The sequence below is a fragment of the Parapedobacter indicus genome, assembly GCF_900113765.1.
In the GTDB taxonomy this organism is placed as follows: domain Bacteria; phylum Bacteroidota; class Bacteroidia; order Sphingobacteriales; family Sphingobacteriaceae; genus Parapedobacter; species Parapedobacter indicus.
Map to the genome: position 1 here is coordinate 217607 of NZ_FOQO01000002.1, position 25083 is coordinate 242689.

Here is a 25083-nt window from a genome sequence, read left to right on the forward strand (position 1 = left end):
ATGTCGTTAATACTAAGTACTTACTCACTCGTTCCTTCGTTCTCTTGCTCCCAATAAATAGCATGGTAATCATCGATTTTATCAAAATCAGATAACGTGCCAAAATTGCTTTCAGTAATCACAAATGTGTTATAATAGTCTGCTGGAATTTTCATAATGTCTGGCAACACGGGCAAAATACGGCGCTCATAAAGACTGGCTTGTTCATAGGTATTGAAGGGGCCTATGTAAACCAATTGATTTTCACCGTTCACCACTTTGAGTTGGTGACTGATTGCCGCTCCCGAATATCGCGCACGGTTGAATTGGCCAAGGCCAAAGCGGGAAGGCGCCAGGTTAATACGCTCGCTCGTCACATTAATAACAAAATAATAGGTAGCCGAATCTGGCAACAATTCCAGGTTTCGGTACGTATTGGGGCCGATCTCGCCAACGTCAGCCGTCCGGGCCAGCTGCTGCCGTGTAATGCCGCCGCCACTTTCCAACGTTCCGCTTGTCCGTATACCGGTTTGAATCGCCGCACCAACCGCCAATTCCCGACGTGGCCTTGGCCGGTCCGGTCCCCGACGGATCACCAACTGCGGCCACAACGTAACGGTTGGTTCGTCCACAAACCGATCCCTAGCCGCTTCGATACCCTGCAATGCATACACCCTGCTCGACAATGTATCCCGGTTAGCTTCGATAAATGCCAGATGTTGTGTAGCTAAAGGAGTAACCAAACTGTCTTCTGGAAATTCTCTCACCAGTTGCAACAACGCATTTTCAAACGTATCCAAACCAGCTATCCTCCCCACAGCCAGTGCGCGGAGATAAGCCAGTTGGCTGCGTATCTGTTCCCTTCCCTGCCCCTGTTCCAGAATATCAGTCACTTCTTCTACCACGTCTGTGTACCGCTGTTCGGTGTAGCGGGTGTAGATTTCTTCATAGGCTTGATCCAGTACCCGCTTTTGCTGTTCAAGCTTGGTCAGATACAGGGGATCTCGCACCAGGTTGCTGTACAAAGACTGAGGAAATTCGGCCAACAGTTTTTCCCGATATTCCGTTGCCCGCTGTTCATTCACATCTGTGTACAACCGATACAAATTATAATAGAGAAGCGCCGCTTCCTTCGTATCGGGATAGCGTTCCAGCAATGATTCATAAACTTCCGCCGCCGCCTTATTGTCCCGCAAATCATCCCGATAAATAGTACCCACACGAAGGAGGGCATCGTGTATCTGGCTGTTTGACAACGTCATTTCCTCTTCCGTATCCGGCAGGGCAAGCAAGTAGTGCTCGCGAAGCTGAGCCGCCCATGCGGCGCTGTCAACCACCGCCGTATCTGGCAATGCAGCAGCCTGCTCTTCCCTGCCCGCTGGGTTGCTGGCATTCACCTGTGCACCACTGCCGGCCATATCACTGAAGCGCCAGTTATCCCGAAGCTCGCGGTTGCCCCACTTCCGCCGGAATTCAGCTTGTCCCATTCCCATCGCATCGGGATTATTGAAATAGAACCGGTTGTCGGTATAGGAGGCCGTCATACCGCGGAGGTCATCAAAGGGGGAACGCCGGTCCGATCGTACGTTCGCAGCCTGCTTTACTTCTTCTTTCGCCCGGATCTGTGCATAAGCCCGCGCGACGATACTGTCCATTGCCACCTGGCGCTGCCCGTCGTCCAGCCCAGCCAGGTATTGAAGGCTGTCTTGATAGGCAATGATGCGGAGCTGTCCGATCAACTCATCTAAATTGGCGATTTTGCGTTGAACCGCTCCCGCATCCGGAAAGTCCGTGGGCAGCGACATTCCCACACTGTCGTAATACAGCTTTGCGATTTGATAATCCGCTCGTTCAAAATGGTGATCTGCCAACCTGAGATAAGTCCGGGCGGTTTGATAGCGGTTGTCAGTAGATTCCCTTAAAGCCCTTTCGTAGTTAACGAGGGCTTCCGACAAATTGCTATCTGCGTAGAAAACTTCGCCAATCTGGTAGTATATCTGATCCCTAAATGCTGTATTTTTTCCGTCCCGCAGCATACGTCGCAGCAAACGTACGCGCTCATCCGGCGAAGCATTTTCAGCGGTAACCAAAAAAACACGGTTCAGCCCTGCGTGAAAAGACATTTCATAGGGCGCATTGCTTTTCACCACCCGGCTGTAATGACCATATGCCTCTTCCCTACGGTCATGCTTCTGGAGTAACTGTCCCAATAGGAAATGCCAACGGAGTTTGGTCGGTTTATGCCTGGTATGGTCCAGCGCCTGCTGCAACATCGTAATCGCCGATGCTTCATCGTGGGTCAATAGGTAGTATTTTGCTTGCGTGGCAAACGCAAGGCCAACCGATTTTTTCTCCGTCTCCAAACCCGCAAATACAGTATCCAATACCAGCCCCGCCGCTGTAAGATTTCCCAACTGCATGAAAGAACGCGCTTTCCAAACCAGTGCCGCTTGCCGGTATTCGGGCATATCAGCAAATGTATTGGCTACATAGGAGAAAAACTCCACGGCGTTGTAATAGTTCTCTTTCAGGTAATTGGCCTTTCCGGTGAGTAAATAAGCTTCGTTAATATACTTACTTTTTTCTTTTCTGTTAATGATATCCAATGCTTTACCGATCACTGAATCCATGAGCGGCGTATTAGCGGAGGCTGTCGCGTCAGTAGGCTCAATCAATACCGGAAGCAACTGCTGATAGTTGTCACGATAGGAAGCAAAATTCTCCCGTTCCACGTCGTCGATAATCTTGCGTCCGTGATACACAATGTTGTACCGGGCAGTGAGATTTTGCATAAGATCGTACTCCTGCCCACCGGCGTCTTTTTTTAGCGAACAGGCCACAGCCATACACGATAACAGCGCCAACGCCATTACACGAAGAAAATATTTATTACCTTTCAATGCCACTATTTCTTAGCCGATGTGCCGTAAAATTGAATATCTTTGCCGGGAATACACACGCAAAAGTATCAATTTATTTTGAGACTTCGTGCGAAACAGCGAAACTGCGATTTTGCGAAACCGCATAAAAAGAGGCATCATTGGCTAAACAAAAAAGTAAGCTTGCTAAAGCGCTCAATTCGCGCTATAAGTTAGTAGTTCTCCAAGAAGAAACCTTTGAAGAAAAAGCGACTTTTACCGGCAAATTATGGTATTGGCTTACCGGTACCATCTCAGCTGCTGCCCTATTGATTATCTTCACCGTTGTTCTCATCCGGTCTACGCCCTTGCGCGAATACATCATCGGCTCGTCGCTGAACGCCTACGATCGTGGCAGACTCATTGCTGCTTATGCCCGTATCGATTCCATGGAGCAGGTGGCCCACGCAAACGACATTTACCTCACCAATCTCCGGAACGTGCTTGGCGGAACGGCTGGAGAAACCCTGGAAGAAAGTAACCAACAAGCTACCGAACGAAGCAAAACCAAGGCGGCCGCTCCGACAATCCCTGAAAAAGGGCTCTCGGAAGATGAGTTGGCATTGCGTGAATTGGTCGAATCCGGCGCACCGTACGATCTCCCTGAAAATCATACCAATGCCCGCACCGGCATTTCTTCTTATACCTTTTACAACCCGATCAAGGGTATAATCAGCTCCAGTTTCAGCGCTAAAGAGCAACACTACGCGGTAGATATTGCTGTTAAACTGAATGAACCGGTACGTGCTACCTTAAGCGGGCATGTGGTGTTTGCTTCTTACACACCTGAAACAGGTTACGTCGCCATTATCCAGCATGGCAATAATTTGCTATCACTTTATAAACATTGCGCTTCGATTATCAAAAAAGTTGGTAGTTTTGTACGTGGTGGGGAAGTAATCGCCTTTGCAGGTGATACAGGAGAGCTGAGTACCGGTCCACACCTGCATTTCGAGTTGTGGTACAATGGCAATCCGGTAAACCCCACCGATTACATTGCTTTTTAAAAAACATCTATCATAGTTATTTAAACATCATCAGCATGTTTATAAACAAGAAAAACGAAAAACCACAGGAACCACGGGGAAGTAGTTTCAACCTGATTGCACAAGGCACGGAAATTACCGGCGATGTTAATACCACTGGCGATCTGCGTATCGATGGCCAAATACAGGGAAACGTCTCCTGCACAGCCAAGCTAGTCATCGGAGAAGAAGGGAAAATTTTGGGCAACATCGATTGCCATTCCGGTGAAATTTCAGGTGCGGTTAAGGGGCAGATTGTCGCGAAGGAAGTCCTTCAATTGAATCGCTCGGCGTCGATACAAGGTGATATTGAGGCCACGCGCTTCATTGTCGAAGATGGTGCTTCCATTAAGGGGCGGTGCACGACGAGTAAAAGTCTGGGTCTGCCTAGTCACCTACCCGATGTGAAGCTCATTGCCTATGAAAAACCCAAAGCGATCGCTGAATAATGCGTTGGGAAAATACGCCTATTTTACGGGAGTAGGTTTCCAGATGCTTGCCATTATCGGCCTGTTTACGTATATCGGATATCGTATCGATCAATCCCGTAATGCAGAAAGACCGATTTGGACGGCGTTGTTTGCCCTGGTCGGCGTGTGTATCAGCATTTATACGGTCATACGGGCAGTCACCCGAAGGAAATAACGCTCAATCACCCAGGGAAAATCGCCTGGATATCGTAAATCCCCATCGGAATTGCCCGTTGGTCCACGACGAGGTGGTTTCCGGTATGTATTGCATTTCCTGAATCGCTGTTGCATTGGTAAAATTGAGGTTGAATACATGGCCACCGGTTTCGATTTCCAGTCCGATACCCAATGGATTATATAGCGCGGCGATGGCATCTTCATACCTTTCTTTGCTTGCCGTTGAACGAAAGGGAAGAAAATAATCCATCACCAGCGCCATACGCCTACTCACTTTCAATCGTCCTCCTATCCCCATGGCAAATAAGTCATTGGCTCCATCGTAACTGGCAACGGTATTGCGGCGAATGTAGGTAGGATGAAGTGCCAATGAGAAATTCGTACCAAACTTCCGGGCAATGATCAGCTGCCCCACAAAATTGAGCCGATCTGAAAATTGTCGGTAAGCGGTGGCTGCCGCTGCATCCTGCTCGTCTGCACGCACGCCCGGAATGGTCATCGTGGTATAAACGGTCAATGAAAGTGGCATTTTTCCGTCGACCGTCTGCCGCAGCAATCGGTATTTCAGGTTTGCTTCGTATAGCTGGGATACCTGAGTAGCCCCCTTGGCGCGCGCAATCCCTACGTTGAACCGATCGGTAATACCGTATTCAAAGCCGATTTTGATATCCATGGAGTTGTCCAATCCGAAAAAATTCCGGGCACCGCCATTGGCTCCGGCAATGTCGCCAAACCGGTGATCAACCTTGAAATCAAGTTCGTGCTTGTGGATGGTTTCGGGCGACTGGCTATTGATGATCCGGGTGGTTTTAAACGTTGCTTCCACTTCGCGGGGGGCTGCGGCCAGGGTATCATCGGCCAGGGCATCCTCCAGATCAGTCTGTGCCGAAAGGGGCAGGCAAACCGCCTGCAATGCGATGAAGAAGAGTAGTGTGATGCGTGTGCAAATAGTGATGTGCTTCATAACGTGTTTCGTTATTGTTTGTGGAAAGTGGACGACACCTTCACGTCGACTTGTTCTGCGATGTTTTTAATGACGATACGGGGAATTTCGATTTCATGATCCGCGACTTTCACCACAAAGGTTGCCTGTGCATTGATTACGCTGCCTTTCACTTCAACAGTCGCTTGGGTTTCATAGCGCTTTTTTATGCCATGGATGTCCAACATGCCCACCACGGTTACCGGATAGGTACCGTCCACGTTCCAATCGACTGCCTCATTGATCTTACCTTTGAATGTGGCATACGGAAATTTCTCACTTTCCAAGTAATTCTCATTGAAATGTTCCCGCATCAATTGCTTGCGAAACTCGAACGAAGAGACCGGCACCTTAAACGCGACTTCGTTGGCCTTTATATCCAGTGCAGCAGCCGCTTTCGAGGTGACCGCTTCGATATTTTCCAATGGTGCTTCGGAAAAAAACGATATGCGGCTATTTTTGTCGATTAAAATATCCTGTGCCGCCGCAAAGCGGCACAGGAACATTACGAAAAACCAGGCAACAAGTTTTCTCATTGGGGTGCATCTTTTTCAATCCACGCTTTTAGCAATGTCAGTTGATTATTGGTCAGACTTCCGTCCTGGGGCATGAGTTTCCGCACAATCACCATATCGTTGATCCGCGAAAGGTTATCACGCACCGATTCGTATCCTGAAAAAACCCATTTTACCGTACCGGGTCCGGATCCCGCGTGGCATTTGGCACACCGCGATTCGAACAGTCCACCCACAAAGTTTTTGTAGGTCACATTTTCAACCGTTACGCCATCTTCTTTTCCGGGTGGGGTTTCCGGAGTAGGATCATCCTTCCCACATCCTGCCAGGCAAGCTGCCACCAGTGCCACCCATAGGGCACTTTTAATTAGTCGTTTCATCTTCTTTACTACTAGTTTCTCTCAGAAAGTGCTTTAAGGGGCCGTAGCCTCCGGCGATTCCGCATTCAACACGGGCCAAATGCCCAGCTTCGGAAAATCAATGCCCTTGGTCTCGCCCCGAGCGGCGTCGCTCCCGAAATAATAGAGCGGCCACCCTTTGTAAGTCAATTGCATCCGTCCATGGACGGTGATTTCTGCAAAATCTTCGGCGTTAAGGGTAGAAGGTACTGACAGGGCAGCCGATTCGTAGATGGGCCAAACCGCGTCGTTGCTAAAATCGGGTTTGGTAAAATTATTGGTATTGTACCGGTCGTTGACAAAACCGTATAAAGTCCTGCCATAGGCATCCACCAAATAGTATGTCATGCCCTCGCCGGGTGTCAAATCAGCCTTGTAAGCCGTACCATCTCCGCCCACCAATTGATTTTGAACCAATAACACCGAATAATCCGGTTTGGCCACAAACCAATTACCACCCACACCGTCTCCCTGTACATCGCCCGGTGCTTCGTCGTTGGCATAATAATATAGGGGCCAGCCTTTATACGTAGTTTGCAACGAACCATCTGCTAAAACGACGGTACCGATGTCATCGCTTTCGATTCCCTCACTCGACGCCGCATGGCTGCTGTAGTATTTAGGCCATAACGACAAGCAATTACCTGCGCATGCCGAATTCCCATCTGCATCCTTTGAAAACACATACAATACCTGCCCTACACTGTCTGTAAGGATCGAACCGAACGAAGCATCGGTTTTCACCAAAATTCCGGTTTGCTCGGGTTCCGGTTCGGGTTGATCGTCGTCATTGCAGGAAACATTCAATAAGCAAGCCGTTGCGGCCGCCATCCATGCAAATCGAAGTGAGTAGAATTTCGTCGTTACCATGATCTCATCAATTTTATGGGTTGTTCATTATTCCTCAATACGGCAAAAACGGAGGATTGGTTGCCTGTCATCGTGGAATAAAAAAAATATTTTCACGGAGGCAACCTTTTGCTGAAATTCAACGTATTATTGCTAAAAACTGAGAAAAAAGCTTGCCGACAATTAATGAAGAGGTAGTACAAGAGTATATTGCCGGTTGCCGAAAGCACAATCAGGAGAGCCAATATGCTTTGTTCAAGCATTTCCATAGCTATGCCATGGGGATATGCAGGCGGTATGCCCACAACTCGGACGAAGCATCGGATATCCTGAGCGAAAGTTTCCTGAAAATATTCAGCCACATTGACCGCTTTGACGAATCGAAACCTTTTAAGTCGTGGATGGGTAAAATCATCACGAACACGGCCATTGACTACTATCGGGCGAGTCTTAAATTTGTACAACAAGATGATGTAGCAGCATATGAAAACCTTGGAAGTGAAGCAAGCGTGTATGGAAAATTGGCTTATGACGAGCTACTGGTCATGATTCAATCACTGAGCCCAGCCTATCAAACTGTATTTAATCTCTATGCAATTGACGGTTATAGTCACAACGAAATTGCAGAGATGCTGGGTATCACCGTAAACACTTCGAAGTCAAACCTGCACAAAGCGCGTAGAAGACTTCAGGAGTTATTGGATCAACGTACGCGGACAGCGGTAGACAACTGGGAGGATAACAAGGATTGAAGATGAAAGACAAACACCCTATCGATAAACTTTTCAAGGACGGCTTGCACGCCCCAGATCTTCCTTTTGATCAAAAAGATTGGGAAATGCTGGCAAATAAGATGCGTCCACGTAAGAAACGGAACATGCCGTTGCTTATCTGGATGACCAGCGGGGTGGCCGCTGCTTTGGTACTCGCTGCTATCTTGTGGCCTACTGATCGGCACGCTTCTATGAAAGATATCCAAGAAAACGCCTCAGGTCCGGTCCAGCGGAACACGCCCGACTCCCGGGATACATCCGGCGCCCCAAACACCGTACCCCCCAATGCACCGACATCGATACGCGGCAAGGGGGCTGAAACAGAAAAACTGGCTTTAAACACACCAACTGACGGGGCAGCAATCAGCGAAAAGCCCATCGATGCTGCACCTCTGTATCCCGGGAGTCCAGCAACTTTGCCTCCACCGCTGTTTTCACCGGTACAAAATCACAAACCGATAGTCGCATATACCGTCACCCACCTTTCTAGTAATGGGAACGAAATACCGGCCGTCGCGCGCACCATTCCAGCTACCATCGTGTCCGACGAAACTACCCCTCGTCGCGCAAATGGAGAGCGATCCAATACCTCCCAACGAAGCTGGGCACTGAGCGTAATCGCCGCTCCCGATTTGTCCGGCACACAGCCCTTGAGCGGAAAGCTCAGTGGAAATGTGGGGCTCATCGCTACCTATCGTTTTAATCATTGGTTAAGTATCAGTGGCGGCGCACTTTATGCAAAAAAATTGTATCGGGCTGATTTCGCCGATTACCGGCCAACCATTAGTTGGGGCGATCGTGCCGCTATTCCCGATCTTGTTGAGGCCAACTGTGGCGTATTGGACATTCCCATCCTGGCAAATATAACCCTCAAACAATATGATCAATCATCCTTCTTTGTATCGGGGGGAATATCCAGTTACTTCATGCTCCGGGAAACCTATAATTACATTTACCCACCCCATGAATACGGCTACCTGCAAAAACCCTATACGCTTCATAACCGGAATCGGCATCTATTAGGCGTCGGCAATCTGTCCATCGGATACCGACGGCAGCTGAACGCGTCACTTTCCCTTACGGTACAACCGTTTGTGAAGGTGCCGCTAACCGGAATCGGCAACGGTAACATCAAGCTTTACTCCACAGGTGTAGCCATCTCTGCCGATATTGACCTGACTCGGCGTGATCGGTGACATGCAGGGATAGATGACTAGATCATTTTTATTTCTCACTCATGTTCCTTACTTTTGGTAGCAGGTTAACAATAACCTATGGCCAATTATTGATAAACAAATAGTTAACATTTTGATAATGTATGATTGGTTTTGTCTCGATATCTTTGAACAATGCCAGGTGACTTTGTGATTGCAGTGCGGATATTCAAACATGCATAATGTAATGCCTTCTGATCGTACAATAACGGATACCAAGTTGGTTGCCGACCTTCGCAGCGGCAACAGCAAAGCCTTTTCCGAGATATATCGGCGGTACGCGGAGCCAATCTACCTGCTGCTCCGGAAAAAAATCGATTGCCGTGAAGATGCCAGAGACATTGTCCAGGAACTATTTGCCTCGCTCTGGCAAAAACACCCAACATTACCAGCAGACACCTGCCTCTCGGCCTATTTGTTTACCGCCGCAAAATATCGGGCTATTAATTATATTGCGCATCAAACGGTCAGCAAAAACGTTCTCCAAGACTTATCCGAACGCCTTCACGTAGGTGTCTCAACTACCGACCATCTTGTGCGTGAACGCGACTTATCAGCTGTAATCGAAACAGCTGTGTCTGATCTTCCAGATAAAATGCAGGTAATCTTCCGAATGAGCCGACAAGATCAGCTCACCCATAAGGAAATTGCTAAAAATCTCAACCTATCTGAAACTACGGTAAAAAAACAGGTCGCCAACGCCTTAAAAATCCTAAAACCCAAAATCGGCACCATAATAATTGGTTTGCTCACAACACTTTACAATTTATTTTAAAAAAATCGCCTTTTTCCCTACTCCCATACCGCGGCTCAACTGACTATGATTCCGTGTGCACCAACAGCATACCGGTATCATGACGGAAGACGAGAAAATACGCCAACTATTGAAAAATTATCTGGCGGGGAAATGTACCGATGCCGAGCGGGAGATCGTCGACCAATGGTACGAAGCGATTGACAATCCTCATATGGGCAGTTCCATCCATAACGAGATGCGCGAAGACCTTCGCGCCATACGTACGCAGGTGGTCCCCCGTCCAACCCGCCGTACGCTTCGCTGGTTTCATTACTTTTCAGCTGCTGCGGTGCTCGCCGTAGCCATCGGCATCACCCTGAAGCTCTCTGGACCCGTACCGCCATTCAGTCACACAAAAGAAGAGGTTCCCTTGGAAGCAAAGCACATTTTACCGGGGTCAGACAAGGCTACCCTAACCCTTCCAGATGGACGTGTCATTTCGCTCGATGAAATGACTGTGGGAACATTGAGACAGGAAGCAGGAGATCAACTTGTCAAGGATAGCGAAGGCAGCTTATTTTACAAACGGTCAGCCAAATCAACCGAACGCTCCGCCGAGCCCAACTACCATACGATGAATATACCCAAAGGTGGTCAATATAAACTTACCCTGCCCGATGGCAGCCGCGTTTGGCTCAATTCAGCTTCTTCACTGAAATATGCTACCAACCATTTTGAGCGGGATCGCACCGTAACCTTAACAGGAGAAGCTTATTTCGAAGTCGAATCCGATTCCCGCAAACCCTTCCGTGTGATTACAGACAGGCAGACCGTAACCGTGCTGGGGACAAAATTTAATATCAATAGTTACCCCGACGAGCTGGGCACTAAGACAACATTGATTGAAGGGGGCGTGGATATCACCGTTAATAAGGCGGCACATGCCATCCGGCTCTCGCCTGGGCAGGAGTCGCTTGTTGACGGGTCGGGGCTGCCTCCGACGGTCAGGCGCGTGGAGACGGACCAAGCCATCGCCTGGATAAATGGATTATTTCGATTTAACGGGAATACCATCGACGAAGTGATGCGCCAGCTTGCCCGCTGGTACGATGTCGAAGTCGTCTTCGACGGCAAGCTTCCCAAAGACAAGCTGTATGGCGAGGTGAATCGAAATACCACGGCCGACACACCGCTGGAATTACTGTCATTTTTTAATTTTAAACACCGTGTCTCTTCCATCGATGGTAAGACGCGGATCATAATAACTAACCACTAACGTAAGGAGGTCCGATGACGATTATTTTTTGACTGTTCATGAGAAGGGAAACGCGTCTTCTGACGGCAATCAGAAGACGCGAAAGACGTTGAGTCAACCCATTAGTAATTAAGCTGATAATAATAATAGTATTCACTCAAACATTACAAAAGTAATGAAATTTAATTGGTATGCAACAACCGCGCTATCCTGGCGGTTATCCGGTTGCAATTGGCGCACTACAACAATCATCATGCGATTTTCGTTAACGATTGCAGTTCTCACTTGGATGTTCATGCAGACTTCGCTTGCAAGTCTGGCACAACGCGTTACCCTGCACGCCCACAACACCCAACTTTCGTCGGTCTTCCAGTCGATCAAGAAACAAACCGGCTATGCAGTTGTCCACAATAACCCCGAACTGGCCTCCATCCGCGTGGATGTGCAGGTTACCAACGCCTCCGTCGAAGAAGCCCTCGCTGCATCGTTAAAGGGGCAACCCTATTCATTTAAGATTGTCGCCAACAACATCTTCATTCGGCATAAAACAACACCTGCAGCAGCTCCTGTGATCGAAGCTCCGGCCCTCCAACAACGGACCATCACCGGTATAATACATTCCGAGACCAACGAACCACTGGAAGGTGTCACCATACAGACAAACGCGGGCCGCACCGTGGGCGTAAGTGATGCAGAAGGGAATTTCAGGGTACAGCTCAACAACGGAGAACAGCGGCTTACCTTTACCATCATCGGCTATCAACGGTATGAAACGGAGGTGGGGCAATCAACCAACCTGCAAATACAGCTCATGCCGTCGATCAGCGATTTGGACGAAGTGGTCGTGGTGGGATATGGCGAACAAAAGAAAGTTAACCTCACCGGAGCTGTCAGCACGATCTCGGGCAAAGAATTTGAGGAACGTCCCGTCACCGAACTCACCAAAGCCCTTCAGGGCAACGTACCGAATCTGAATGTGGTATTCGGATCGGGACAACCGGGCACCAGCGGAAGCGTTAATATACGCGGCAACACGTCTATTAACGGCGGCGGACCGCTGATTCTCATTGATGGGGTACTGGGTACGCTCGACCGCGTCAATGTAAACGATGTTGAATCGGTTACGGTATTGAAGGATGCTTCGGCCGCCGCGGTATACGGTGCACGAGGAGCATTCGGTGTGATCTTGGTTACGACCAAAACGGGCAGCAAAAGCGGAAGCACCGACATCACCTATTCTACGAACATCGGCTATACCACACACGCCACAAAAACAGACTTCATCACGTCGGGCTACTGGAATGCCAAAATCAACGACGACGCGATGTACAACGCCCTAGGTTACCGCACTACGCGGTACACGGACGAAGATTACGAAGAACTGCTGGCACGGGTAAATGATAAGACCGAGAATCCCGAGCGGCCGTGGGTGGTCATTAAACAGGATGCGAGCGGTCAGGACATCTACCGTTATTACGCCAACTTCGACTGGTTTAACTACCTATACAACGACAGTAGGCCAAAACAGGACCACAACCTGACACTCTCGGGCAGAAGTGGGAATACCAGTTATTCACTTTCGGGCGCACTATCCAAAGAACAGGGAATTTTCAATATCCGACCGGATGAATTTCACCGGCAAAACCTGCGTGCAAAGGTGGCTACCGATATCCGTAAATGGCTTACCGTGAGTAACAACACACACTTCTTTAAGTCATCCTACGATTGGAACGGGTTTTCGACCAACTTTAACGACGTAGACAATAACGTCAGCAACAGCGCTACGTACCACTACCATGCCATGTATGTGCCGCGCAACCCCGACGGCACGCTCACCGGTTACTCGGGCATCAACAGTTATCCGATTGGCTACGGCCTGCACAATGCCCTGGAAAGTGGAACCATGCACGGCTATAACAAGGGTACGGAATTGACCAACATTACCGAAGCGGTATTCAAACTTGCCAAAGGCCTTACCGTTACCGGAAACTATACGTATCGCGAATATCGGTCGGATTACTCTTATCGGCAAACCCGCCAGTACTATTCCAAATATCCGGGCGTCATGGAACTATCCAATCTGGGGGCACTCAACCAGGATAAGTTAACCGAAACCATGAGCAAATACTACTGGCATTTCATCAACGTATTTGGTACGTACCAAACTCAATTTGGCCAGCACAACCTCACAGCGATGGCCGGTTTCAACCAGGAAGACCGCACCTACAAACGCGTGGGCGGCGTTGGGCAAGAGTTGCTGTCTGAATCGCTGAACGACCTCAACCTTGTGATCGGCGAAAAGCAATTCCTCGGCGGAGCGGATGAATGGGCGGTACGGGGTGGATTTTACCGACTCAACTACGACTATGCAGGCAAGTACCTGTTCGAAACCAGCGGCCGCTACGACGGTACGTCACGCTTTCCGAAACGTAGCCGATTCGGCTTTTTCCCCTCGTTCTCCGCAGGATGGCGCATCAGCGAAGAGGCCTTTTTTGAACCCTTGAAGAATACCGTGAATAACTTGAAAATCCGCTATTCTTACGGCTCACTCGGCAACCAGGAGGCAAATGATGAAATCGGCAATTACGCCTATATTGCTTCCATGAATACCGACCAGATCAACTACCTCGTAAACGGACAACGTTTGAATGTAACCAACCAGCCTCTACCCGTGTCGCCCACCCTTACATGGGAAAGCATCACGACCAGCAACATCGGGTTGGATGTCAACCTCTTCAAGAACCGATTTGCCTTAGAGGCCGACTATTACGTTCGCAACACACGTGGCATGTTGAGCCTTAGCCGTACGTTACCCGAGGTATTCGGTGCTCCGGAGCCGTTGGAAAACGCTGCCGATTTGCGCACGAAAGGATTTGACCTGATGGCAAGCTGGCAAGACCAGTTTCAAGTGGCTGGCAAACCCTTTACCTATACGATTAAGGGCATCCTGTCCGATTATACCTCCAAAATCACGCGTTTTAGCAATCCTGCACGTTTACTCAACCCCGGCAATTACTACGTAGGTCAGCAGCTGGGTGAAATCTGGGGGTATCATTATGCAGGTTTCTTCAAAACTACCGAAGAGGCACAGGCATGGGCCGCACAGGTAAACCAAGATCAGATCAACCGCCGCCGCGTGCAGGCTCCTACAGCGGACCTACGCATGCTCCAGGCGGGCGACATTAAGATCCTCGATCTGAACGGCGATGGCATCATCAATCAGGGATTGAATACCGTTGACGATCCGGGCGATCGGCGCATCATCGGCAACAGCCAGCCGCGTTATTCCTTCGGTCTTACCTTAGGGGGCAGCTGGAACGGCATCGACGTGTCGGTATTCTTCCAGGGGATCGGTCGCCAACACTGGTATCCTAACTTAGAAAGCCAGGCCTTCTGGTCTGTTTATGCCCGTCCATACGACTCGTTTATCCCGTCAGACTTCCCCGATAAGATCTGGTCGCCCGAAAACCCCGACTCGTATTTTCCATTTCTGCGTGGCTATACCGCCCAAAACTCGGAACTTTCCACGGCAAACGACATGTACCTGCAAGACCTTGCGTATATCAAACTGCGCAACTTCACCATCGGTTACAGCCTGCCGACGAACTGGATCAATCGGGTGAAGTTGAGCCATGTACGGTTATTTGCAACAGGCGACAACCTGCACACGTGGACCAAGCTCAAATCAGATTACATCGATCCCGAGCAGGTGATGACCGATAATACCGGACGGAGCTACCCCATGGGGCGGGTCATTTCATTTGGCGCACAGATTTCTTTTTAATAACGATCCTCAGAAAACGACATGAAAATTAAACATAGCTATATTTTCGGAATGCTGGCAGCTGCGTTGCTATCGTGCAACAATGAATACCTCGAGCGTTATCCCATTGCCGAGCTTGCCCCGGAAAATTATTTCCGCTCCGCGGCGGAATTACAGAATTACACCAATGCGTTCTATAACAGGTTGCCAGATGCATTGGCCATCCACTACAACAACCCCAACCAAGCAGATGACGAGGCCCGGAATACACTGGCAGCCGAAATACAAGGTACCCGCGAAACGCCGTCCAGTGGAGGAGGTTGGGATTGGGCGGAACTGCGGCGTATCAACTTCTACTTGGAGAATTCACATAATTGCGCGGATGAAGCAGCCAGACTTCAATACGATGGTATTGCTCGGTTTTTCCGCGCGTATTTCTATTTTGATAAGCTGGTCCGCTTCGGAGACGTGCCTTGGTACGACTCCGTACTGGAGATTGACGACGAGGGCCTCACCAAAGCACGCGACTCACGCAAAGTGGTCTTTGCCAACATGCTGGAAGACATCGACTTCGCCATTGCCAACTGCCAAGAACCAAAAAGCGGTCAATTGATTACAAAATGGACAGCGCTGGCACTCAAATCGCGTATGTGCCTGTTTGAAGGCACCTTCCGCAAGTACCACGGTTTGGGTGACGCAGAGGAAATCTTACAGCAATGTGTTGCTGCATCAGAAGCGCTCATCAATTCGGGAACCTACACTATTTATACGAGTGACCCAAATACCGCTTATCAGGAACTGTTTATCGCCGAAGATGCAATTACCAGCGAGATGATTCTTGCGCGGCAATACGATGCATCCGTACCCTTCGTCCACTCGGCCAACTTCTATATCCTGTCGGCCTCATACGGTCGCCCCGGATTGCAGAAATCAGTCGTGAACAGTTACTTGATGAAGGATGGAAGCCGCTTTACCGACATTCCGGGGTACGGAACCATGCAATTCTTCGAAGAAACCCAAAACCGTGATCCGCGAATGGCCCAGACTATCCGCACGCCGGGATACAAACGCATCGGACGCAATGAGGTTTCTGTTCCCGACTTTGCCACCAGCGTAACGGGCTACCAATACGTGAAGTATGTTTTGGCGCCGGCGTTTGACTCCGGTCAATCCACCAATGATATGCCCATCTTCCGGTATGCCGAGGTGCTGCTCAATTTTGCGGAGGCCAAAGCGGAATTAGGTACGATCACCCAAACCGACATCGACAAAAGCATCAAGTTGCTGCGCGACCGCGTGGGCATGCCCAACCTGGATGTAGCGGCTGTCAACGCCAACCCCGATCCGTATTTGTTGCAAGAATACCCGCACGTAGAAACAGGCACCAATACCGGGGTATTGCTGGAAATCCGTCGCGAGCGCCGCATTGAGTTGGTTAAAGAAGGCCATCGCTACCGCGACCTAATGCGTTGGAAAGAAGGCGCCCGACTGGCAAAACCGTTTTATGGTATGTATTTCCCCGGCGCCGGTGAATATGACCTGGATCATGATGGTACCATCGACCTTGTTATTTACCAGGGACAAGCCCCCGCAGCCGTTCCCGGAAGACAGTACCAGCGGTTGGGCGAACTGGTTCTGGAAAACGGTGAAAACGGAGGACGCATCGTCAATATGCCCGACATCATCAAACGCTGGGATGAGGATAAAGATTACTTCTACCCCATTCCTACGCAAGAGCTACAGCTTAATACGAATCTGCAGCAGAATCCGGGATGGGAAGATACCGGCAGCTGACGAAAACACACGGATTGCCATGCTTTTGTTCATGGCAATCTTTTCGGAATTAAAAACCACCTTCGACGATCAATTTAAATAGGCACAATACCATTATGAAAAAAAACCTCAAAACAGAACTCGATTCCTTAACAACAAGGAAGTCATTTTTAAAGCAATCTGCTTTATCACTCCTCGGTTTAACGATGTTACCCTCCTGGAAAACTGCGCAGGGACTCGGTCAGGCCCAAAATGTGATAGTACCCGAAAGCAACGTCGGGAGCAACGCAAAAACAATCAGGTCGATCTCCTATAACATCTTTAATGGCTGCATAGGCTATAAGGGTATTAATGGTCGTGATTTACCTCCTGGCGAGCAGAGCACCTTAGTTAAAACGGCAAGAGAGTTAGGACAAATTCCCATTCGGATTATGCAGGAATTGGCTTTGTACCGACCCAATATCATCAATTTTTCCGAATCGCCCGGTGAAGAAACAATAGCAGAAATGGCGAAGATACTCGGCATGAATTATGCTTTTTTCCCCGGCGGCAAAAATAGAAAGGGAAAATTCCCTGGAGCCATTCTCACCAATTTTGAGATCCTGAATTCCGAAACCAGGCCGTTTGCAAACAAGAACGGTGATCTGGAGGAACTATTCACAAGGCATTGGGGGAAAGCTACACTACGCCTGCCAAACGGGAAATCTATCGTTGTCCATTCCGCTCACTTATGGCCTTTTGCAAAAGAGGAAAACGATACCCGGATCCGATTGGAAGAGATCTCAGCGATGCAGGCGGCCATCGAACACGATGCTGCCGGTGATGCTGATTCTATCCTTCTCCAAGGCGACTTGAATCATACGCCAGATACGCTTGAATATGAACGCTTAAATAGTGGTCGACTAGTAGACGCATTTAAAGCTGCTGGCGACGGCGACGGCTATACGGCAAATGCGATCAAACCAGCCAAACGGATCGACTACATTTATTGTGCAGGAACGCTTTCCGGGCAGATAAAAGAATGCCGAACGTTGTACGAAGGAAGCTTTCGAATGAATAATGAAGATCCAAACGGGTTTGCGCTAAGTGACCACCTTCCTGTACTTGCGGATTTTTGGTTGGATACAGTGTGATCGTTCGCTGTCACTTCTGTTCGATCAGACAGACGGCATACGCCACTACACCTTCCTGCCTACCAATGAACCCCATGGTTTCATTGGTAGTTGCTTTGATTGACACATCGTCGACCGACAGGCCTGCCGCTTCGGCGATGTGTTGTTTCATTTGAGGGATATAGGGCTTTATTTTAGGAGCTTCTAAACACAGCATGGCATCTATATTACCCAATATCCACCCTTTTTCAGCCAGCAATCGCACACATTCCGTCAATAAAACCAAACTACGGATACCCCGCCACCGTTCATCGGTATTGGGAAAGTGGTACCCAATGTCCTCCAGATTGGCCGCCCCTAAGATCGCATCGCATATCGCATGAACCAACACGTCAGCGTCGGAATGCCCAAACGCACCGGAATGATGTTCCAGTTGCACACCTCCCAATACAAACGGATGCCCTTCCTTCAGTTGATGCACGTCAAAACCAAACCCTACTTTTATTTTCATTCGAATAAATTGTTTTTTTAAAGGCAATGAAGCTGCGGACCTTCAATAGCTGACTGCCAACCTTCGATAGCCGACCAAACATAGACAAATCAGGGGACAAACTCAAACGGTATGAAATTTGAGTCGCACCGATGCGATTAACTTCAATAAATTTATTTAATTTTGGTTTCTAGAAAAGAAAGTGCTTTCTGATGTACCGAATGAAAACAAAAAATACATATTTTACACCTTTCCTTTTATTGTTAGTTTGTGGAATATTCATTACTGCCTGTAAAAACCGAAGTGGTGTATCACCTAAAACAGGTGTTGCCTACAACGATCCGTACAATGGCGGCTTACAGATAAACAGAAAAGTGAAGGAGGGCCCGGGACCTGGATTAATTGTCATCGAGGGTGGCACTTTTGTAATGGGAGGTAGCTTAAATGAAGACCTTACCTATGCACACGATAATCTTAAACGCCGGGTAACGGTGGCATCTTTCTATATGGATGAGACCGAGGTGTCTAATGCCGACTGGCTGGAATACCTTCACTGGCTCAATCAGAACTTTCCAGAAGACAAAGAACTTTATTACAACGCGCTTCCAGACACGTTGGTGTGGCGTCAACAACTCTCTTATAACGAACCCTACGTTGACCTCTACCTTCGCCATCCAGCATACCAGGATTATCCCGTGGTAGGCGTAACTTGGGAGCAAGCCAACGATTATTGCATTTGGCGTACGGATCGCGTAAACGAACACATTCTTCGTGAAAAAGGTGCATTGGTAGATTACCGGGAATTGGCAGAATCTCAATCAAGTCCCGAAGACCCTTTCAATACCGATATTTATCTCAACGGCCAGTACCGCGGTGAAGGTATCGATGGTGAGCGGATGCCCAAAGACAACCGACCGGGTGCAGAAGACGGTGCCCGTAGGCCTGTCCGCATGGAAGACGGTGTTCTCAAACAACCTTACCGCTTACCTACAGAAGCGGAATGGGAATACGCAGCCCTCGGGCTTGTCGGAAATACGGAATATGGAAATATCGAAAGTAGCAAAGTGTATCCGTGGAACGGGTTGGGCGTTCGTTCGGGAAAACGACGCACCCAGGGATTAATGATGGCCAATTTCAAGCCTACCAGTGGAGACAATATGGGCGTGGCCGGATACCTCAACGATGGCGGTGATATAACCGTATCGGTTACCAGCTACCTTCCCAACGATTACGGCCTGTACAACATGGCGGGTAATGTAAACGAATGGGTAAGGGATGTGTATCGCCAGCTTTCGTACGAAGACTTCGAAGACTTTAATCCTTTCCGTGGCAACGTATACATGGATAAGCAATACGAAGATGCCGAAGGCACATTGGCAAAAGATAAATATGGCCGCCCCATCCGCGTACCCGCCAAAGCTCCCCGCAAACAGACATGGGAAGAACTGCAAGCATCGGTTTCCGATTCTGCGAATGTTACATTTGACAACGATGTACGGGGATATGCAGACGAGACCAACGACGAGCTCTATGGTGTTACCACGCTGGTTAACGATAAGTCAAGGGTATACAAAGGTGGCTCGTGGAATGACCGTGCCTATTGGCTCAACCCAGCTACCCGTCGCTTTATGCAGCAGGATGAATCCAATGCGATGATCGGCTTCCGTTGTGCCATGACATTGGTAGGCTCCCCGGAAGTGAACACGAAAACGAAACCCAGTTTTCCGGCCAATCGGAAACGGGGTCAAGCCAATAAAAAAGTATTAGGTATATTCTAGTTAAGCGCGATCAACATTCGCGGGTAACTTCACATGTTAAAGCCTGAGTGGAAGCTGTTCCAACTCAGGCTTTAACATGTATACGCGTCTTGTCTGCATTCCTTGGCTAGCTTACCTCAGGCCAGCCATCAGAGAATCTTTTAATCTTCGACCTGCGTATAGTAAATGTTTAATTTGATTTTGGTATCTACCATCTCTCCGTTTTCCAAAATAGCCCGGCTACCTGTGTTTAGTACGGGATAATAAGGTATGCTGCGTTCAGATGGTGTGGCCGGAGCGATATAAAAATCGCTGCTATTTATTTTTCCAAGTAGGATGTCTTGTATATACGACGTCAAATGAAATACGTAACGGCGTCTAGTACCATCCAACGCACCGCCAAATCTCCCCCAATCGCCAGTATATCGATCCCAAAAAGAGCGCGCGTCGCCAATGAAATTGCCGCCGCTTGTCCGCGAATCGCCATCCGGCACCGGTTGCCGTTGCCCGGCGATGTCTTCGCGATACAACGTAAGCCGCGGTGCCTGCATATCCCACTCCGCTCCTTCTGCTTCCTCATCTACATACACCACCAATTCAGCTTTGTTTACGGCAATATTACGCCCTTTCAGCTCGTCGATGGCAGGAATCCGAAGCCGGGTCCGAAGTCCCGCAGGTGCCTGTATATACAATTTATCAAAACTGCCTTCGGGATTTTCCAACTGGGTTTGCACGTCAGCCGTATAGGTACGCCGGATGCTTGAAGTAAGCCGTCGATACGTAGTACCGCTACCATAAGCATCTTGTGTCGACACCGCTGTTGGCAAGAACGTACGGATCGTGTCCATACCCGCGTCGTCTCCTTCCTTTCCGTTAGGCTGGCGGTAGGTAAGCTCAATTCCGGTAGTGCCGGACAGGCCTTGGAACGTAACTATTCCGCCAATGCCCGACATTGCACTTTCATCTACACTGAGGTAAAGCCCTTTGACATGGCTATTGAAACCAGCTTCGGTGGAAAGCGTTGCCGAGTCGACTGTATTGCTCAACAATTCCTTAAAAAACCCGGCCGACAAAGACATGCGCAGCTGTGGCACGTCACGCACCACCGAATCCTTGTCGTCGATGTATTTCGTAACGCGTACACTATCACTCTTCTTATACGCAAACCGAGACAAGGTTTTAGCACCAATTACCTCTTCTTCAACCGCCCATTGTTTGGTCGAATAGTTACCATCGGTGTACGCTTCTTTTAATTGGCGTACCTGTAACGGAAAAGTCGGATTGATCGTATCGCCGAAGTACTCATCAATTCCGTAGGGAAGCACCAGAATCACGGAATCGATTTCGGCATCCGGACGGATGCGCGGCACCGAAGAAGGCTTACCGATCGCCAAGGCGAGGTCTATAGCCGTCTTCCCGATAACTGGGTCATTGAACCAGCCGAATGCGGTCTGGTTAAAAGAAGACGAACGGGTACTGTCGTCCAATATAGTCGCCCCTTCCAGAGTCAGGGTAGTTAAATTCCCCGATATTTCATCACCGGGATCCACATCCAATCCGATCCCCGAGGGATTTGTGCAACCGCCCAAAACAAAAAGACTTATCAACAGCGTTAATAAGTCTTTGGTATGATTTCTCATTCGTAAAAAGAAATTAATTCCAAAACTATGCTTCCACTTCCGTTTCAAGTTCTACGCTCGAAAATTGTTCGTAAAGGTTGCAATAATTTTCGAATTCCTGGTTATCCTCCACTTCAAATGATAGAATATCGGTCTTTTTAACAATATTTAACAGTTGTTCATCCACCTCATCGCCCGTCAGAACTACGGCATCGGAATAGGCCAATGCCCCTTCGTATAGCCCGGCATAGTCACCGGCACCATAGGGAGCGACATCGTCGGCCGTCATATTGCCGGTAAGTGCAATTTCTGCAAAATTTTCTCCCAATGAATGGTTGAAATCTTCCTTGTACAAGGAATAAATCACTTTTGCATCTTTAAAGGTAGGATCGTCTTTGTAGGCAGTTTTCAGGTATGCCGGAATCAACGTACTCATCCAACCGTGGCAATGGACGACATCCGGCGCCCACCCCAATTTCTTTACCGTCTCAAGCGCCCCTTTGCAGAAGAACACGGTTCGTTCGTTGTTGTCTTCAAAAAATTTCCCGCATTCATCGCAAAACACGTGCTTACGCTGAAAATATTCCTCGTTGTCCAGGAAATATACCTGCATGCGTGCTGCCGGAATGGAAGCAACTTTAATAATCAACGGGTTGTCGTTATTATCTACGACAATGTTCATCCCAGACAGCCTGATTACCTCGTGTAAGCGGTTCCGACGCTCATTGATGTTTCCAAAGCGCGGCATCAGAATCCGGATTTCATATCCTTTTTCCTGCATGGCCTGGGGCAACTGACGGGTAATTTCAGAAATTTTACTTAGTTCGAGGAAAGGCGACATCTCGTGGGTAACAAACAGAATCTTCGTTTTTGCCATCTCCAATTATTTGTGTATTAATTTTATTAGCAAAGTAAAACCGGTTTGCAAAGATAATCATTTTTTAGCAATATACCAATTAGTTAACCGCATGGTAGACTAGATAAGCCAAAAATTTACCATTTTTGCCAAACAAAAAAACCGTTTAACTGTTGGAAACTGTTAAAACCAAAGCATCCTTGCAGGCCACGCTGCAACCGCACCGCAACCGGGGAATGCGCATTGCCTTCGTCCCCACCATGGGGGCACTGCATCAAGGCCATCTGGCACTCATTCGTCAGGCACAGGTGCTTGCCGATGTTGTCGTCTGCAGTATTTTCGTCAATCCGACGCAGTTCAATGATCCGAAAGATCTGGAAAAATACCCACGGCCTATCGAACAGGATATCCGTATGCTGCAGGATGTAGCCTGCGACATCCTCTTCCACCCGGAAGTAAATGAGATGTATGGACCGAATGAACCGTGGCACTTAGATTTAGGCAACCTGGATCAAGTACTCGAAGGATTGCACCGACCGGGCCACTTTCAGGGAGTTACCCAGATTGTAAAGAAATTATTGGATGCCGTACAGCCTGATATCGCTTGTTTTGGCCAAAAAGATTTCCAGCAATACAAGGTGGTTGAACACATGGTCCATACCTTGCAACTGCCGGTGACGTTGAAAATGTGCCCTACCGTTCGGGAAACAGATGGCCTAGCACTAAGTTCGCGTAACGTCCGGTTAACACCACAAGGGCGGCAACAGGCATTGGCGCTCTACCGCACACTACAACAAACGAAAGCTGGCCTGGAAAAAAAAGACCTCGATATACTTCGGAAAGAGGCGATTGCAGCCTTACAGAACAGTCCGGGCGTTCAATTGGAATATTTTGCCGTTTACAACGTGGACACATTCGACGAGGCTCAAGAAAAAACATCCAATCGACCCCTCGTCGCTCTGGTAGCCGCTTGGGTAGACGGAGTACGGCTGATTGACAATCTTTTGCTGCAATAATTTTTTTAATCGTTAGTAGGGAATTTCGCTGTTACGTAGTTTTCGATACGTAACGCAACTGTAGCGCTCGCTTTGCTCACGCCACAAGGTTGCTTACGCATATCGAAACTACTTCGGAAATCTCGGCCATTTGTTAAAAGCGAAATCCCTGTTAACATTCCATTTTATTTGGATCATTCGATTTAATGAGGTAAATTTGAAATCATTGACCTTCCCCCTGTTAGTTGACTAAACATTCCTAGCTACTATATACCAAGTAGGAACCTTCTTAATACCCTCTTCGGAGTGAGTCCAAGGTGAGTCCGACATAAGTCCGAGGTGAGTCCGGGTTTTTACGCAAAAAACATGGACTCACTCCAGACTCACTGTGTATTCATTTTAGGTTCATAGCGAAGCAGGTATTACGCTGGTACGGACCAGTGGTTAACCGATCATAGGGACAACTTTAAAAAGTTGGAAACGATTGCTTAGGGAACGCTAAAATACAACTAATTTTTATTTTCCGTATCTTTGTACCATGGTTATTGAGGTATTAAAATCAAAAATCCATCGCGTACGTGTTACGCAGGCAGAATTAAACTATGTGGGCAGTATCACGATCGATGAAGACCTGATGGATGCGGCAAACATCCTTGCCAATGAAAAGGTGCAGATCGTGAACAACAACAACGGCGCACGTTTCGAGACCTACGTGATTAAGGGCGAACGCGGGTCCGGCACGGTGTGCCTGAATGGCGCTGCCGCGCGCCTTGTCCAAGTAGGCGACATCGTTATCATTATTTCTTACGCACTCATGGATTTTGAAGAAGCGAAAAAATACAATCCCATACTGGTATTCCCAGACGAAAACAACCGCCTGATTTGATACAAATCCACTTATTTACAAATAGTTAATATTTAATTAATCATTTGTTAGATTAATCAAACTTCTTTTCAGTATCTTTGTGCATTGTATCTAAAGGGTTACGGCCTCATGGGAAGAAGCAATCACATCCGTGCTAAACTGGCGCTATTTCAAGCGATTTTATTTTGCTTGATTACGGCAAGTGGCACAATCTTCATGCACAAGCATAAGACGGCCGACGGACGGATTGTTATCCATACACACCCTTATAACCTCAAAAAAGATCCTGACGCTACGAAGCACCACCATTCGGATACGGAAATCCACCTGCTGGATGTTGTTTTTCAGGGTAGTTTCCTTCAACCTCATTTTCTGTATTATGAGCAACCCATCCTAACACCGATCTGCGTTGCTTACACTCCGTTCCAGACTTCCCGTCTGCAGACGGATTTCTTCCATTCCATTTACCTAAGAGGCCCTCCCAGCTGCTAAACCATCCCCCACCGTTATTTTTCCATTGCTTTTAACGAACTTATTGCGATGCAGTTGATTACCGCATAGC

General features: G+C 48.4%; 22 protein-coding genes. 14 read left to right on the forward strand and 8 right to left on the reverse strand.

What is annotated here, in order from left to right; genetic code table 11:
• Window positions 1-20: 20 nt before the first annotated feature.
• On the reverse strand, window positions 21-2879 hold the full coding sequence (gene porW / locus BMZ56_RS04645; protein ID WP_143072849.1) for a type IX secretion system periplasmic lipoprotein PorW/SprE: 2859 nt from the start codon (window positions 2877-2879) through the stop codon (window positions 21-23).
• Window positions 2880-3019: 140 nt separating this feature from the next.
• Between porW and BMZ56_RS04650 the strand changes: the two genes are divergently transcribed.
• From BMZ56_RS04650 to BMZ56_RS04660, 3 genes are read left to right on the forward strand one after another with little or no spacing between them, the layout of a single operon-like run.
• Window positions 3020-3904, forward strand: coding sequence for a M23 family metallopeptidase (locus BMZ56_RS04650; RefSeq protein WP_090624806.1), 885 nt, complete (start codon window positions 3020-3022; stop codon window positions 3902-3904).
• A 35-nt stretch (window positions 3905-3939) separates the two neighbouring features.
• Window positions 3940-4371 (forward strand): bactofilin family protein, encoded by a 432-nt coding sequence (locus BMZ56_RS04655; RefSeq protein WP_090624808.1) that lies wholly within the window; start codon window positions 3940-3942, stop codon window positions 4369-4371.
• Window positions 4343-4567 carry an AtpZ/AtpI family protein gene (locus BMZ56_RS04660; RefSeq protein WP_090624810.1) on the forward strand — a complete coding sequence of 75 codons (225 nt, stop codon included), beginning with the start codon at window positions 4343-4345 and terminating at the stop codon, window positions 4565-4567. Before BMZ56_RS04655 ends, BMZ56_RS04660 begins: the two co-directional genes overlap by 29 nt.
• A 3-nt stretch (window positions 4568-4570) precedes the next feature.
• On the opposite strand, the gene BMZ56_RS04665 is transcribed toward BMZ56_RS04660, so the two are convergent.
• From BMZ56_RS04665 to BMZ56_RS04680, 4 genes are read right to left on the reverse strand one after another with little or no spacing between them, the layout of a single operon-like run.
• Window positions 4571-5533: a DUF5777 family beta-barrel protein gene (locus tag BMZ56_RS04665; RefSeq protein WP_219822835.1), complete on the reverse strand. Its 963-nt coding sequence runs from the start codon at window positions 5531-5533 to the stop codon at window positions 4571-4573.
• 11 nt (window positions 5534-5544) lie between these two features.
• Window positions 5545-6087, reverse strand: a complete 543-nt coding sequence (locus tag BMZ56_RS04670) for a YceI family protein (protein ID WP_090624812.1) — start codon at window positions 6085-6087, stop codon at window positions 5545-5547.
• A complete protein-coding gene (locus BMZ56_RS04675; protein WP_090624815.1) occupies window positions 6084-6446 on the reverse strand; it encodes a hypothetical protein in 363 nt (120 codons plus the stop codon). Before BMZ56_RS04675 ends, BMZ56_RS04670 begins: the two co-directional genes overlap by 4 nt.
• Before the next feature lie 33 nt (window positions 6447-6479).
• Entirely contained in the window at window positions 6480-7334 is an 855-nt protein-coding gene (locus tag BMZ56_RS04680; RefSeq protein WP_245893078.1) for a hypothetical protein, read from the reverse strand.
• 152 nt (window positions 7335-7486) lie between these two features.
• Here BMZ56_RS04680 and BMZ56_RS04685 point away from each other — a divergent pair, with 152 nt between their 5' ends.
• The 7 genes from BMZ56_RS04685 (at window position 7487) to BMZ56_RS04715 (ending at window position 17960) form a co-directional block, all read left to right on the forward strand.
• Window positions 7487-8065 carry an RNA polymerase sigma factor gene (locus BMZ56_RS04685; RefSeq protein ID WP_218146463.1) on the forward strand — a complete coding sequence of 193 codons (579 nt, stop codon included), beginning with the start codon at window positions 7487-7489 and terminating at the stop codon, window positions 8063-8065.
• A 2-nt stretch (window positions 8066-8067) separates the two neighbouring features.
• Window positions 8068-9282 (forward strand): porin family protein, encoded by a 1215-nt coding sequence (locus BMZ56_RS04690; RefSeq protein ID WP_090624819.1) that lies wholly within the window; start codon window positions 8068-8070, stop codon window positions 9280-9282.
• A gap of 238 nt (window positions 9283-9520) precedes the next feature.
• A complete protein-coding gene (locus BMZ56_RS04695; protein WP_177195031.1) occupies window positions 9521-10075 on the forward strand; it encodes an RNA polymerase sigma factor in 555 nt (184 codons plus the stop codon).
• Window positions 10076-10154: 79 nt separating this feature from the next.
• Entirely contained in the window at window positions 10155-11312 is a 1158-nt protein-coding gene (locus tag BMZ56_RS04700) for a FecR family protein (RefSeq protein WP_090624823.1), read from the forward strand.
• 232 nt (window positions 11313-11544) lie between these two features.
• Window positions 11545-15075 carry a TonB-dependent receptor gene (locus tag BMZ56_RS04705; protein ID WP_177195032.1) on the forward strand — a complete coding sequence of 1177 codons (3531 nt, stop codon included), beginning with the start codon at window positions 11545-11547 and terminating at the stop codon, window positions 15073-15075.
• A 21-nt stretch (window positions 15076-15096) separates the two neighbouring features.
• Window positions 15097-16848 (forward strand): RagB/SusD family nutrient uptake outer membrane protein, encoded by a 1752-nt coding sequence (locus tag BMZ56_RS04710; protein ID WP_090624827.1) that lies wholly within the window; start codon window positions 15097-15099, stop codon window positions 16846-16848.
• Between the two features lie 95 nt (window positions 16849-16943).
• Window positions 16944-17960, forward strand: a complete 1017-nt coding sequence (locus BMZ56_RS04715; protein ID WP_143072851.1) for an endonuclease/exonuclease/phosphatase family protein — start codon at window positions 16944-16946, stop codon at window positions 17958-17960.
• Window positions 17961-17970: 10 nt separating this feature from the next.
• On the opposite strand, the gene ispF is transcribed toward BMZ56_RS04715, so the two are convergent.
• On the reverse strand, window positions 17971-18450 hold the full coding sequence (gene ispF, locus BMZ56_RS04720; protein WP_090624831.1) for a 2-C-methyl-D-erythritol 2,4-cyclodiphosphate synthase: 480 nt from the start codon (window positions 18448-18450) through the stop codon (window positions 17971-17973).
• A gap of 200 nt (window positions 18451-18650) precedes the next feature.
• Here ispF and BMZ56_RS04725 point away from each other — a divergent pair, with 200 nt between their 5' ends.
• Window positions 18651-20207: an SUMF1/EgtB/PvdO family nonheme iron enzyme gene (locus tag BMZ56_RS04725; protein WP_090625779.1), complete on the forward strand. Its 1557-nt coding sequence runs from the start codon at window positions 18651-18653 to the stop codon at window positions 20205-20207.
• 140 nt (window positions 20208-20347) lie between these two features.
• On the opposite strand, the gene BMZ56_RS04730 is transcribed toward BMZ56_RS04725, so the two are convergent.
• Together BMZ56_RS04730 and BMZ56_RS04735 are read right to left on the reverse strand one after the other, a co-directional pair.
• Window positions 20348-21826, reverse strand: coding sequence for a DUF4270 family protein (locus BMZ56_RS04730; RefSeq protein ID WP_090624833.1), 1479 nt, complete (start codon window positions 21824-21826; stop codon window positions 20348-20350).
• 25 nt (window positions 21827-21851) lie between these two features.
• On the reverse strand, window positions 21852-22682 hold the full coding sequence (locus tag BMZ56_RS04735) for a glycogen/starch synthase (RefSeq protein WP_090624835.1): 831 nt from the start codon (window positions 22680-22682) through the stop codon (window positions 21852-21854).
• A 152-nt stretch (window positions 22683-22834) separates the two neighbouring features.
• On the opposite strand from BMZ56_RS04735, the gene panC reads away from it, so the two are divergent.
• The 3 genes from panC to BMZ56_RS04750 all read left to right on the forward strand — a co-directional run bounded on the left by panC (window position 22835) and on the right by BMZ56_RS04750 (window position 25013).
• Window positions 22835-23677 carry a pantoate--beta-alanine ligase gene (panC, locus tag BMZ56_RS04740; protein ID WP_090624837.1) on the forward strand — a complete coding sequence of 281 codons (843 nt, stop codon included), beginning with the start codon at window positions 22835-22837 and terminating at the stop codon, window positions 23675-23677.
• A 517-nt stretch (window positions 23678-24194) separates the two neighbouring features.
• Complete coding sequence (panD, locus tag BMZ56_RS04745; RefSeq protein ID WP_090624839.1) at window positions 24195-24542, forward strand: aspartate 1-decarboxylase; 348 nt, start codon at window positions 24195-24197, stop codon at window positions 24540-24542.
• Between the two features lie 108 nt (window positions 24543-24650).
• Window positions 24651-25013 (forward strand): DUF8478 family putative metalloprotein, encoded by a 363-nt coding sequence (locus BMZ56_RS04750; protein ID WP_090624840.1) that lies wholly within the window; start codon window positions 24651-24653, stop codon window positions 25011-25013.
• Window positions 25014-25083 lie beyond the last annotated feature (70 nt).